At 71.5% G+C, this 13,261-nt stretch carries 9 protein-coding genes; 7 read left to right on the top strand and 2 right to left on the bottom strand.

Features of this window, described 5'->3' with window-relative positions; genetic code table 11:
• Positions 1-14: 14 nt before the first annotated feature.
• The 6 genes from KDB89_RS06855 to KDB89_RS06830 are packed head-to-tail and all read left to right on the top strand — an operon-like array spanning position 15 to position 7,908.
• The gene (locus tag KDB89_RS06855) at positions 15-2,960 is read left to right on the top strand and encodes a hypothetical protein (RefSeq protein ID WP_219084082.1); all 2,946 of its coding nucleotides are present in this window, start codon (positions 15-17) and stop codon (positions 2,958-2,960) included.
• The gene (locus tag KDB89_RS06850; RefSeq protein ID WP_219084081.1) at positions 2,957-3,781 is read left to right on the top strand and encodes a hypothetical protein; all 825 of its coding nucleotides are present in this window, start codon (positions 2,957-2,959) and stop codon (positions 3,779-3,781) included. Before KDB89_RS06855 ends, KDB89_RS06850 begins: the two co-directional genes overlap by 4 nt.
• Positions 3,778-4,812 (top strand): FecCD family ABC transporter permease, encoded by a 1,035-nt coding sequence (locus tag KDB89_RS06845; protein WP_255556340.1) that lies wholly within the window; start codon positions 3,778-3,780, stop codon positions 4,810-4,812. Before KDB89_RS06850 ends, KDB89_RS06845 begins: the two co-directional genes overlap by 4 nt.
• Positions 4,809-5,864 (top strand): FecCD family ABC transporter permease, encoded by a 1,056-nt coding sequence (locus KDB89_RS06840; RefSeq protein ID WP_255556339.1) that lies wholly within the window; start codon positions 4,809-4,811, stop codon positions 5,862-5,864. Before KDB89_RS06845 ends, KDB89_RS06840 begins: the two co-directional genes overlap by 4 nt.
• The gene (locus KDB89_RS06835) at positions 5,861-6,676 is read left to right on the top strand and encodes an ABC transporter ATP-binding protein (RefSeq protein WP_219084080.1); all 816 of its coding nucleotides are present in this window, start codon (positions 5,861-5,863) and stop codon (positions 6,674-6,676) included. The genes KDB89_RS06840 and KDB89_RS06835 overlap by 4 nt, the downstream gene beginning before the upstream one ends.
• Positions 6,673-7,908, top strand: a complete 1,236-nt coding sequence (locus tag KDB89_RS06830) for an enterochelin esterase domain-containing protein (RefSeq protein WP_219084079.1) — start codon at positions 6,673-6,675, stop codon at positions 7,906-7,908. Before KDB89_RS06835 ends, KDB89_RS06830 begins: the two co-directional genes overlap by 4 nt.
• A 3-nt stretch (positions 7,909-7,911) precedes the next feature.
• Here KDB89_RS06830 and KDB89_RS06825 read toward each other — a convergent pair whose 3' ends face one another.
• Together KDB89_RS06825 and KDB89_RS06820 are read right to left on the bottom strand one after the other, a co-directional pair.
• Positions 7,912-8,577 (bottom strand): FadR/GntR family transcriptional regulator, encoded by a 666-nt coding sequence (locus KDB89_RS06825; protein ID WP_219084078.1) that lies wholly within the window; start codon positions 8,575-8,577, stop codon positions 7,912-7,914.
• An 83-nt stretch (positions 8,578-8,660) separates the two neighbouring features.
• A complete protein-coding gene (locus tag KDB89_RS06820) occupies positions 8,661-11,546 on the bottom strand; it encodes a hypothetical protein (RefSeq protein ID WP_219084077.1) in 2,886 nt (961 codons plus the stop codon).
• A gap of 407 nt (positions 11,547-11,953) precedes the next feature.
• On the opposite strand from KDB89_RS06820, the gene KDB89_RS06815 reads away from it, so the two are divergent.
• On the top strand, positions 11,954-13,024 hold the full coding sequence (locus tag KDB89_RS06815; RefSeq protein WP_255556000.1) for an IS30 family transposase: 1,071 nt from the start codon (positions 11,954-11,956) through the stop codon (positions 13,022-13,024).
• Positions 13,025-13,261: the final 237 nt, after the last annotated feature.

Genomic DNA, 13,261 nt, shown 5'->3' with positions numbered 1-13,261 from the left:
CCCTGGAGGTCCCAATGTCACCCCATCTGCGAGTCCCGGCACTCGGCGTCGCCGCCGCGCTGCTGGCGGCGCTGGGCCTGGTCGGGGCCGGCACCGCCGCGGCCGAGGAGGGCGTCGCGGGTGTCTCCGACCCCTCCGTCCGCCTGAGCGTCCCCACGTCCGTGGTCGAGGGCGAGCCGCTCGTCATCTCAGGAACGGGGTGGAAGGTCACCGACGGCAGCCGGGGATCCGTCATCGCGATCAAGCTCGACGAGGGCGGCGTCAGCACCACGCGAGAGGTGAAGCACCCCGAGACGGGCGCGGTCCAGGGCAACAAGACCATCGTCGCGATCGCGGCCGCCGATGCGGACGGGGACTGGACCGCCTCGATCGACTTCCCCACCCTGACGAACTCGAACAAGGCGTGGGCCGCCGGCGAGACCCATTCCGTCCGCCTCCTGACCGGCTCGCTCACCACGGGCGACAGGATCCGCTCCGAGTCGGGCACCTTCACCGTCACGTCGGCGGCGACCGCCACCCCCACTCCGACCGCCCCGACGACCAGCGCCTCCCCCACCGCAACCGCGCCGAGCAGCGCGGCCACGGCCCCGACGACCACCACGCCGGCGCCCTCGTCCACCACGCCGACGACCACCGCCACCGCGACGACCACCACCACGTCGCCCGCAACGGCGACCGCGAAGATCAGCGTCCCGTCCCAGATCACCGCCGGGGCGTCCTTCACCGTGACCGGAACCGGCTGGAAGGTCACCGACGGCTCACGCGGCTCGGTCGTCGCGATCAAGCTCGACGACGGGGCGGTCAGCACGAAGCTGACCGTGACGAACCCGGTCACCGGGGCGGTGCAGGCGAACAAGACCATCGTGGCGGTCGCCGAGGCGGACGCCGCAGGCAACTGGATGGCGACCGTCCCCTTCCCGACGCTGAAGAACTCCGACGCCGCCTGGGCCGCCGGCGAGACGCACTCGGTGCGGGTGCTGAGCGGCTCACTGATCAACGGCGACGTGATCCGCACCCAGGCCGGCTCGTTCACCGTCGTCGCCCCCGGTAACGGCTGCTCGGCCGACGAGGTACTCGTCTCGCACACGACCTCTGGCCAGACGGCCACCGCCTGCGTGCAGGAAGACGTGACCACCGGAACGTCGTCCACCGTCCAGATCACCGGACACGGGTGGCTGAAGAGCTCCGGCAGGGGTGGGGCCACCGTGGTGCTGAAGCTCACCGGCCGCGTCGGCACCGACGGTGACGACTTCCAGTACGTGCAGACCGGCTCCGACATCCTGGCCCACCCGGGCAACGGGACCATGGATGCGACGATCTGGGCCGTCGCCACGTCGGACGCCTCGGGTGACTTCACGGTGTCCGTGCCGGTGCCGACCGCGACCAACGTGCCGGCCAACGTCGGGGCGGCCGGAGCCCTGAAGGCCGGCAGCAAGCTGGTCGTCAGGTTCCAGTCCGGGCTGGTGACCGGCGACACGCAGCACACGGTCGCTTCGGCCCCGCTCACGGTCGACGGCGTCGACTACCCGGGCGATGCCGCCGAGGCCGCGAAGGAGTGCACCGCCACCGGGCCGGCCACCGCCTCGATCGTGTACCCGTCCGGCCAGGCGGCCAACGCCACCACCGGCCCCATCCTCGGCTACGGCGAAACCCTGCACCTCGTCGGCACCGGCTGGTGCGCCACCGACCCGGCCGATGGCGGATCGGTGATCGGCGTCAAGATCGACGAGGGCGCCTACAGCCACCTCGGCTCCGAGCTGGTCAACGCCAACGCGCAGGTCTGGGCCGTCATCGACGTGACCAGCGGCGACGGCTCCTTCGACGTCGAGATCCCCCTCCCGACGAAGGGTTCGGGCTCCGGCTCGTCGGTGCCCGCGTTCGCCTCCGGCGCCCACACCCTGCGGCTGCTGACCGGGTCGCTGAAGACCGGCGACGCCATCCGCTCGGTCGAGACCGGTCCCTTCACCGTCGGCACCTACCGCCCCAACGGGCTCCCCGACCTCCTGGAGGCAGGCGAGGACCTCACCTCGGCGTCCCGGCACGGCGTCAGCGTCGCCGTCTCCGACAGCCGGGTGAAGGTCACCGTGCCCGGCGCCGACAAGGGCGACTGGCTGTTCCTCACCGCCTACACGGCCGACGGGTCCGTCCGTTACCCCTGGGGCGACACCTGGTTCCGCGCCGGCACCGGGGGCGTGGTCTCGGCCTCCCGCTCGGGAGTGACGCTGCCCGAGGGCACCACGAAGCTCGCCGTGCAGTCCCCTGACTCCACGCTGGTCGGCTGGGGCCCGATGTCGGTCCCGGTCACGACCACCGCCACCTCCCCCACGCCGACGCCCTCCGCCACGGCCAGCGCGGCCCCGACGACAGGGACGGCCACCACCACCTCGGGAGGCGCCGCTGCCGGCACGCCCGTCGCTCCGGGGGCGGCGGCCGTGCCCGTCGTCGGCGGCGCTCCGACCTTCACGCCCGAGGCCCCCGCGACGGACACCGCCGCGCTGCGGGCGCTCGACGCCGGCGGCGTCACGGGCGTTCAGAACGGGACGCTGGTCACCCTCACGCTGCCCGAGAGCGTCGAGCCCGGCGCCTGGGCCTACGTGTTCGTCTACTCCACGCCCACCGACGTCGGCTGGGCGCAGACCGACGCCGATCGCCGCATCACGCTCGACCTCGCGGCGATGCCCGACGGCGAACACACCGTCGCGCTCGTCGGCGAGGACGGTGCGCTGGTCGGCTGGGCCGCCGTCACCGTCGGACGCACGGCCTCGATGCCTGCCACCACCGACACCCCTGCGGCCGCGGAGGCCGCAGCGCCGCTGATGTTGTCCCCCAGGCTGCCCGCCACCGACCGCTGGCTGATCGCCATGGCCGGCGCGATCCTGCTGACCACCGCCATGCTCGTCTCCGTCTTCCGACGGCGCCTGGCCGAACTGACCGCCGACACCACCGCGGAGGAACGATGAGCCGCATCCGGACACTTGCCGCGGCCGTGCTGGCCGCCGCGTTCTCCCTGAGCGCCGTCACCGTCGCCGTGGCGCTGCCACCCGACGGCGCGGGCGCCAACACCGAGGGCACCTCTTCGTCGGTCTCCTCGACCGTCGAACCGGGCGGCACCATCTCCTTCACCGTGTCCGGGTTCCCTGCCGGCGAGACGCTCAGCGTCAAGGTGGACGACGGCGTCGGCTACGACCAGACGACGGTGCAGGGCGGCGGCGTCGTGTACCAGCAGAAGATCCCCGCCAGCGGGACGGTGAACGGGTCCTTCCCTCTCCCGTCCTTCGTGGCGGAGGGCTCCCACTGGCTGCGGTTCCTCGCCAGCGAGGAGTTCACCGACTCCAAGGGAAACACGGGCGTGAAGGGCTACACGAACAAGAGCCCCTCGTTCACGGTCGCCGCCGCAGCCCAGAGCGTCACTGAGACGACCTCGGCGCCGACCTCCGCGTCGACGACCGCGGCCACCGCGACGGCCCAGACGACGGCTGGGACGGTCGCGACGGCGGCCCCCACCGCGGCGGCCAGCGTCGCGGCCTCGCCCGCGGCCAAGGTCGCGGGAGCCTCCGGGGCGGTCATCACCGTGCAGCCCTCCGCCGCGCCCTCGGCGTCGGCCACGGCCGCCGCCGAGTCCCAGCCCGCCCCGAGCGCCACGCACCTCGCAGCTGACGCGACCGCCGCGCCGGCCACGACTCCGGTGGCCGGGCTGGTCGCGCTCACCGGGGCGATCCTCATCGCCGTGGTCGGCTCCTGGCTCGCCCTGCGGCGCCCCCGGAACGCCGGCTCCCGGTGACCTCGGCCACGCTCACGGCGACACCCACCACCCGCATCGCGGGCGTCCGGCCTGCGGTTCTGCTTGCCGCCGCTGGTGCCCTCGTCCTCGCAGTGCTGCTCAGCCTCAGCGTCGGCTCCAACCCCGTCCCGGTGGGCCAGGCCTGGTCCCTCCTGCTGCACCCGGACGGCACGCAGGCCGCGGTCGTGCTGCGCGAGCTGCGGCTGCCCCGGACCGTCGTCGGTCTGGTCGTCGGCGCGGCGCTCGGCCTCGGCGGCGCCCTGATGCAGTCGCTCACGCGCAACCCGCTGGCGGACCCCGGCATCCTCGGCGTCAACGCCGGCGCCGGCCTCGCGGTGGTGCTGGCCGTGGCGGTCTTTGGCGCGCTCGGGGTCGGCAGCTACGTGTGGTTCGCGTTCGTCGGTGCTGCGGCGGCCGCGGTCGGCGTCTACGCGTTGGGCGGCACCGGCCGGCAGGCCGCGACCCCCGTCCGCCTCGCGCTGGCCGGGGTGGCGTTGAGCGCAGCCCTCGGGGGCCTGACCCAGACCGTGATCCTGGCCGACCAGCAGGCCTTCAACGAGTTCCGCTTCTGGGTCGGCGGATCCCTGGAGGGCCGCGGCTGGGCCGTCCTGGCGGCCACCGGCCCCTTCATCGCCCTGGGCGCCATCGTGGCGCTCGCGCTGGCGCCAGCACTCAACGCACTGGCCCTTGGGGAGGAGACGGGTCGCGCGCTCGGCGTGCGCGTCACCCGCACTCGGACCCTGGCCATGGTCGCCGTCACCCTGCTGTGCGGCGCCGCGACCGCGGCCGTCGGCCCCATCTCGTTCGTCGGGCTGGCGGTCCCCTTCCTCGCGAGGGCGCTCGTCGGCAGCGACCAGCGCTGGGTCTTCGCGGTGTGCCTGCTGCTGGGGCCGACGTGGCTGCTGCTGGCCGACGTCGTCGCCCGCGTCGTGGTGGCGCCGCACGAGGTGCAGTGCGGCATCGTGGCCGCGCTGGCCGGGGCGCCGTTCTTCGTCGCGCTCGTCCGACGGCGCAAGGTGGCGGCGCTGTGAGCGCGCGGCTGGCCACGCGACGCCACGTGCTGTGGACCGCGCGTGGCCGCAGCGTCCGCTTCGAGCGACGCGTCGGCGTCCTCGTCGCCGTCCTGATCGTCCTGATCCTTGCCGTCGGCGCGTTCGCCCTCACGCTCGGCGACTACGACATCCCCGTCGGTCAGGTGCTGGCGGCGCTGACCGGCCGCGCCACCGACCCGCTGGCCGGCTGGTTCGTCACCGGCGTCCGCCTCCCCCGGGTCCTGACCGCGCTCCTGGTCGGCGCGGCGCTGGGCGTGTCGGGCGGCGTGTTCCAGACCATCTCCGGCAATCCCCTTGGCAGCCCGGACATCATCGGCTTCACAACCGGCGCCTCGACGGGCGCTCTGCTGACGATCGTGGCGCTCGGGGGATCGCAGGCGGGCACCACCGTCGGTGCGTTGGTCGGCGGCCTGGCGACCGCGGTGCTCGTCTACCTGCTGTCCTGGCGCGCCGGGGTGACCGGGTTCCGCCTGGTCCTCGTCGGCATTGGGGTGTCCGCGGCCCTGCACGCCGCGAACACGCTGCTGGTCGCCCGCGCCGAGCTCCGCGTCGCGCAGACCGCGCAGCAGTGGCTGTCGGGCTCGCTCAACGCCTCCACCTGGGAGGGCCTCGCCCTGCTCGGCCTCTCGCTGCTGATCCTCTGCCCGTTCGTCGTCTGGTCCTTCCGGGGGCTGGCGCTCCTGCCCCTCGGCGACGACCTCTCGCGCGGTCTCGGGGTGCCAGTCGAGCGCCTGCGGCTCGTCGCCGTGCTGGCCGCCGTCGCGCTGGTCTCCGTCGCCACGGCGACCACCGGCCCCATCGCCTTCGTCGCCCTGGCCGCTCCGCACGTCGCCAGGCGGCTCGCCCACACCGCGGGACCCGGCCTGTTCTGCGCGGCGCTGACCGGAGCGCTGCTCGTGCTGGTCAGCGACGTGCTGGCCCAACGCCTCTTCGCGCCGACCCAGCTCGCGGTCGGCGTCGTGACCGGGGCGCTGGGCGGCGTGTATCTGATCGTCCTGCTCGCCACTGAATGGAGGCGTCACCGCGCATGACCACCACCCATCCGATCGACACCGGGTCGCGGCTCAGCGCCACCGGCATCACCGTCGGGTACGGCGACCTTCCCGTGCTCGAGGGCGTCTCCGTCGACGTCCTCGACGGACAGTTCACGGTCATCGTCGGGCCCAACGCGTGCGGCAAGTCGACGCTGCTGCGCTCGCTGGCCCGCGTGCTGCCGGTCAGTGCCGGGCAGGTGACCCTCGACGGTCGCCCAGTCACGTCGTACCCGCCGAAGGAGGTCGCCCGCCGCCTGGCACTCCTGCCCCAGTCACCCACCGCACCCGAGGGGATCCGCGTCGTCGACCTCGTGTCCCGCGGCCGGTACCCGCATCAGGGACTCCTGAGGCAGTGGTCGGAGGCCGACGAGGCCGCGGTGGCACGCGCGATGGACGCGGCCGGCGTGGCAGACCTGGCGGAGCGCGGCGTCGAGGAGCTCTCAGGAGGCCAGCGTCAGCGCGTCTGGATCGCGCTGACCCTCGCCCAGGAGACCCCGCTGCTCCTGCTCGATGAGCCCACCACCTACCTCGACATCTCCCACCAGCTGGAGGTGCTCGACCTCGCCGAGGACCTCCAGAGGCAGGGCCGCACGGTCGTCGTCGTCCTGCACGAGCTCTCGCTCGCGTTCCGCTATGCCACGCACCTGGTGGTGATGGACGCCGGCCGGATCGTCGCGCAGGGGGCACCGGAAGAGATCGTCACCCCCGGGCTCATCGAGGACGTCTTCGGCGTCGCCTGCCGCGTCGTGCCGGACCCCGAGACGGGCACGCCGCTCGTGGTGCCGCGGCGACGTGAGGCCAGGTCATGAGCGCGGGTCGCACTCCCCCGAAGGTCCCCCGGCCGACGCCCGCACCGCTCGCGTCCAGTCCGCTGGTCGAGGCACTGGTGCTGGACCTCGCGGCCGCACCGGGTCCGACGGAGCGGGACCGGCTGGTCGCCGCCTTCTGGGCCGGTGTCGAGGGCACGCCCGTGCTGGAGACCGCATCCGACGGACGACCGCTGCTGACGTTCCTGTGGCGCGACGCGGAAGCGGCCGAGGTCCTGCTGTTCGTGAACCGGCTGACCGACGAGCGCGACCTCGCCGCGTCGCTGCTGCGCCGGGTGCCCGGAACCGACATCTTCCACCTGACCTACGCCCTCGGCCCGCGGTGGCGGGGGTCGTACAGCTTCCTGCGGCGCGCGCCTGGCGAGCGGGCCGTCTGGCTCAACGAGGACGACCAGGTCGCCATCCGCGGGGCCCTGGACCACGGCCTCGCCGATCCTCTCAACCCCGAGACCACGCGGAACCGCGCGGGCATCGTCCAATCGGTCGCCGCCTCACCGGCCGCGCCTGCCCAGCCCTGGCTCGGAGCGCGCGCCGACGTGCCGCGCGGCACGCTCGACGAGCTGTTGGCGCCCGGTGGCCGGGAGGCCTGGCTCTACACGTCGGCCGGCGCCGCCGGGTCGGACGCGGTGCCGCTGGCGATCGTGCTCGACGGCGAGGTCTGGACCGGGCCGCACGACCTCCCCACGACGCTCGACAACCTGGTCGACGCGGGGCTGGTGCCGCCGCTCGTCGCCGTGTTCCTGCACTCCGGTGGGCGTGATCGCCGCTGGTCTGAGCTCGATGAACACGGCGGGCTCGACGGCTACGTCGCGGGGCCGCTGCTCGACTGGGCCCGTGAGACGGCCGCCGGCCTGGGTGTCACGGTGTCGCCGCACGCTGACCGGGTGCTGGTCGCCGGCCAGAGCCTCGGCGCCCTGACCTCGCTGCGGACCGTGGTCCTGCACCCCGACCGGGTAGGGCTCGCCCTGAGCCAGTCGGCCTCCCTGTGGCAGCAGGGCGTCTTCGCGGAAGCGGAGGGCGCCTCGCTGCAGGACGCGAGAGTCTGGCTGGAGGTCGGTGAGCAGGAGTGGGTGCTGCGCCCCCACCATGCGCCGCTCGCGAACCTCCTGCGACGGGCGGGTGCCCGCGTCGACCTCGTCGAGTTCGACGGAGGCCACGACTACGCCTGCTGGCGCGGCGGCATCGCCGACGGGCTCGTCGCGCTGCTCGGCTGAGGCCTACTCCGGCAGGACCAGGTCCCGCTTCGCGTGGCGGATCATGGCCTCGGCCGCCGCGGGGGCGTCCTGGGCTTCGATGGCGGCGAGGATCTCGGCGTGGTCGGCACGCCGCTGCTCGGGCGTCTCGCGCGTCACGTCGGCGCTCAGGCGCTCGCGCAGGCCGGCCATCGCGCCGCCGTAGACGGCGATCATCAGCGGGTTGCCCGTCGTCTCGAGCAGCGTGTGGTGGAAGGAACCGGGCGTCTCGCCGCGCTCGACGGCCTCGTCAGCCTCGTCTGTGTCGGCCGCCACGGCCTGCCGGAGTGACTCCAGCTGCTCAGGGGTGCGGTGCTGTGCCGCGAGCCACGCGGCGTCCACCTCGAGGGCTCGGCGGAAGCCGAGCACATCGGTCAGCTCGTACTCGGCCATGAACTCGGCCAGGACGGAGCTGACGGGCAGCTGGGAGCGGACGAAGGTGCCGCGGCTGACCATGGTCTCGAGCATGCCGAGGTTCGCCAGGGTGCGGACCGACTCCCGCACGGTGGTGCGTCCGACGCCGAGGAGATCCATCAGCTCGGGCTCGGTGGGGATCTTGGAGTTGACCGGCCACTCGCCGGAGACGATCTTCTGACGCAGGTACCTGAGCACGGCCTGGGAGCGTGCCGTTCCTCGTGTCCGCGTCGCCATGGCGCAACTCTAGCGGTCACGGGAAAGCGGAACGGCCGCGGCATGAAGCCGCGGCCGCCCTTGTCAGCGTGAGGTTGTTCGGGTCAGCGCTTGGCGACCTTCGCGGTGGCCTTCGAGACCTTCGTCACGGTGGTGTAGCCGGACTTCTTGCCGGTCACCTTGACGGTGATCTTCTTGCCCTGCTGCGTGGACGTGGCCGTGAAGGTCGACTTGGTCGCCTTCTTGATGGCCTTGCCGTTGGCGTACCACTGGTAGCTGAGCTTGGTGCCCGAGGTCCAGCTGCCCGCCTTGGCGGTCAGCTTCTTGCCCACCTTCGCCGTGCCCGAAATCTTCGGGGTGACGGTCTTCAGCGTGCCGGCCTTGACGGTGCTGGCGGCCGAGGTCTTGGCGACCGTGGTGTAGCCGGACTTGGAGCCGGTCACGGTGACGGTCAGCTTGTCGCCCTTGCGGGAGGCGGTCGGGGTGTAGGTCGACTTGGTGGCGCCCGAGATCGACTTGCCGTTGACCTTCCACTGGTACTTCAGGGTCGTGCCCGAGGTCCAGGTGCCGGCCTTCGCGGTCACCTTGCTGCCCACCTTGACGGTTCCCGAGATCTTCGGGGTGGCCGAGGTGAGCGTCGCCTTGGCGACCGTCGACGCCCCCGAGGTCTTCGACACGCTGGTCCACGGCAGCTTGGTGCCGGTGACGGTCACGCTCAGCTTCTTCCCGGCCAGCGAGGCGGGGATAGTGTAGCTGGAGGACGTGGCGCCGGAGATGGCCTTGCCGTCGGCGTTCCACTGGTACTTCAGGGTCGCGCCGTCGGTCCAGGTGCCTGCCTTGGCGGAGACCTTCGAGCCGACCTTGATTGTGCCAGAGATGGTCGGCACGGCGGAGGTGACGGCGTTCGGGGTGATCTTGATGATCGTGTTGTTGGTGTCCTTGTTGACGGCGTAGACGTTGCCCTTGCCGTCGGTGCTGACGTGGTTCGGGCGGGCGAAGCGCAGGCTGGCCAGCAGGTCGCCGTCCGCGTCGGCCACCGATACGGTGGTGCCGCCGAAGTTGGTGACGTAGGCCAAGCGGTTGACGGAGTCGAACACCACGTTGAGCGCGCCGGCGCCGGTGGGCACGTCGCCGACCGTCTCGCCGGTGTCGGCGTCGGCGACCAGCAGGCCGTCGACGTTCTGGCTGGCGACGAAGACGCGGTTGGTCTTCGCGTCGTACGCGACGCCGGAGGCCCTCGCGGTCGACGGCAGGTCGAGCGTGACCTGCTCGAACGCCGAGGCGTCGCCCAGCGGCGCGTCGGTGGCGACCTTGCCGAGCTCTGAGGTGGTCAGGGAGACGGTGTACAGCGTCCCGGACTCCTCGTCGACGGTTAGGCTGACGGGCGAGAAGTCGCTGCGGGGCCCGGTGGGGATGGTCCCCAGGTAGGTGGCGTCGGAGCCGTCGAACACGCCGATGGTGCCGTCGCCGGAGCCGCCCTCGCTCGCGGAGGAGACGAAGACCCGGTCGGTGGCGGCGTCGTAGACGACGTCGCGCGGGTGGTTGATGAGACCCGTGTCGAACTGCCTGATCAGGCTCAGGTCGTCCTGGTCGTAGACCGCGACGGTGTTCTGCCGGGTCTGGCTGACCCAGACGGTGCCGTTGACGTCGTCGACGCCCACGCCGTAGGCCGCCCAGATCGCGCCGGAGACGCCGTTCACGAAGGCCGGGACGATCGAGTCGGTGACCTTCATGGTCTCGGGGTCGAGCTTGTACAGCGTCGAGGAGGTGGTGACGTTCGCCGAGGTCGCGAACAGCGAGTCGCTGCGCGCCGAGTAGGCGGACTGGTAGAGCCCCTGCTCGATGACGTCGGGCGTCTGCAGGACGGTGAACGCGTCCTCGTTGTACGTCTCGGACGAGGGCGAGATCTTCGAGGTGGCGTCGGTGTAGGTTGCGTCCGGCCCGGTCTGGGTCAGCGTCACCGGGAGCGTGCCGAGGGTCGCGTCGGCGGGCACGGAGTAGTCGACGGTCGCCGTTCCGTCGGACTGCGCGGGCACCCCGCCGCCGGGAAGGTCGAACTCGACGTCGCCCAACGTGACGCCCGAGACGCTCGACCCGGTGGGCAGGTTGAGGACGGTGAGGACGCCCTCGGTGCCCTGCGCCAGGCCGGTCCAGGTCAGTGTGGGTGTCACCTTCACGGTCGTCTGGGCCGTCACCGTCCCGTTGCTGACGCTGATGGCGTGCTCACCGGCGCGGATGTTTCCCCTGGTGTAGATGACGCGCCCGCCGGAGAACGTGCCGTCGGCGGCGACAGTGGGCTTGGTCGACCAGGTGGCGGGAGCGCCGTCTACGGTGACGCTCAGGTCGTCACCCGCGGTGAACGACTGGCCCGAGAGGCTGATCGTCACCTGGCCGAGCGTGTTGCTGCGGGTCGAGTTGGCAGCCGTCGCGGTGAGCGCCGCCACGACTGGCGCCGCCTCGACCGTGAACGACACGGAGACGGTGCGCGGCTGGTCGCCGGACAGCAACGAGCCAGTCAGGACGCGCACGTTGTGGGTCGTTCCGACGGCCCAGGCCGCGGGGTCGAACCTGTCGGCGGCCTCCGTGTTCGCGGCGGTCGGGAAGGGCAGGTCGGCCTCCCAGTTGCCGTCCGCGTCCGCCTGGACAATGGCGTAGACGCCAGCGTTGGCGATTCCGGTGGACGGGTTGACCGGAGCGGTGACGGGGCTCAGCGGGCCGTCGTCGAGCTTGATGCCGAGGACGGAGCCGACATCGCCCAGGGTCGCGGGGGCCTCGAAGCCGGATCCCTCGACGTGGATGGTTTGGCCGGTGACAACGGAGTCTGGCGCGGTGACGGTAGCACCGTCGGCCGCGGTGCCGGTGGCGGCGCTGGCCGGCATGGCGATGGATGCGATGCAGAGGCTGGAAACGGCAAGGGCGGCGGTCCAGCGGGTCAGCGACCTGCCGGCGCCTGCGCGCCTCGACGGAAGCTGCTCGAGAGCAGAACTCACGGGTCTCTCCTTGTTGGGTGCCCGCGCGGGAGACTCCGCGGCGGAAGGGTCAAAAGGTAAGGCTTACCTTCATCAGATGAATCTAGGGAGAGACCCGGAGACTTGCAAGAACTATTTAGGGAAGTCCCACATCCTGATATTCATCGGAGGGGTTCCGCGGTCCGCGGCAGCAGTTGGGCTACCAGCCGAACCCGCAGGCCCTGACGCTGGAGCGTCGGCGCCCTTGAGCGTTCTGCGTATCAGACGTGAGTCCGAGATCCCCCGGACCGCGGGCAGATGAGCTGGGAGCCCTCGTCGCGCTGTTCCCCGCGATCTACTGCCGTCGAATCTGCTCACCAGGCTCCTCGACGAGCTGGACGTCGACGTGGCCGACTTCTTCGTGGAGTGGATCCCGGCAGTGTCATACCGTGGAAGCAACACTGCAGGTCAATGAGAGGTTCTCCCGCGTGACGCAACGACGGCCACTGACCGCCCACGACAGGGCCGAGATCTCCACCGGTCTGAAGGCCGGCTGGGGCATCCGCCGGATCGCGGTCCACATCGATCGGGCCCCGTCCGTCATCAGCCGTGAAATCCGGCGTAACTCCACTAAGACCTGCGGCTACCGCGTGGTGAGAGCCGACGTCGAGGCCCAGCGCCGCCGCCGACGACCCCAGACCCGCAAGATCGATGCCGACCCGGTACTGCGGGCCCGCGTGCTGGGCGACCTGAAACGCTCCCGAACGCCACGCCAGATCGCGGGACGGTTGCGTCTGGAGGCCTGTGACCCCACTGTGGAGACCATGGTCCACTCCACACCCGCTGATGGTGCGCAGGTCTCCCACGAAGCGATCTACCGGTTCATCTACGCCCTCCCCAAGGGCGAGCTGGCCCGCCACTCGGTGATGCTCAGATCCAAGCGCACCAGCCGTGAACCACGCTCAAAAGACGGGCGCCGGGCCCCGATCGTCGCGATGGTCTCGATCGATGACCGGCCCGCCGACGTCACCGAACGAAGGATCCCCGGTGCATGGGAGGGAGACCTGATCATCGGGGCCCACGGCAAATCAGCAGCAGCCACGCTGGTGGAACGAGTCACCCGTTTCACTATCATCTGCGGCCTCCCCGAGGGGAAGAAAGCCGTCGCGGTGGCCGACACCCTGGCCGAGCGAATGTGGCCCTTCCCCGAGGTACTGCGGACCTCGCTGACCTGGGACCAAGGATCCGAGATGGCCGAACATGCCCGGTTGACCGCTGCCGTGAACCTGCCGGTCTACTTCGCCCATTCCCGCTCGCCATGGGAACGAGGCACCAACGAAAACACCAACGGACTGATCCGGGAGTACCTACCCAAGGGCACCTACATCACCAGCAACCAGGCCTACCTCGACGCGATCGCCGATGAGCTCAACGACCGCCCCCGAGCATCACTGGGGTTCTACACCCCGAGGGAGAAGTTCGAGGCCCTCCTCGCAGCCGATGTTGCTTCGACGAGTTGACACCGCCCCCCCGCCACGAGTCTCTGATACGGATGGGCATTATGCGAGCGTGGTGCTGGGCACAGTGTGGGGGTGGTCCTTTGCGCCGTTGCGGGCACGGCCGCACCGCAGAGCCCAGGAGAGGAAGATGGGTCGAGGGACCCCGCATAGCAGGCGGGTATCCCGAGCTCCGTCTTCCTCGATCGATACCCTCCGTAGGCCTTCTCGTCACTGACAGGGATGAACATGTCACCTGGT

Origin of the sequence: Tessaracoccus palaemonis (assembly GCF_019316905.1) — a bacterium.
In the GTDB taxonomy this organism is placed as follows: Bacteria; Actinomycetota; Actinomycetes; order Propionibacteriales; family Propionibacteriaceae; genus Arachnia; species Arachnia palaemonis.
The sequence above is the reverse complement of the archived record's forward strand: the minus strand, read 5'-3'. Positions and strand labels throughout refer to the sequence as shown.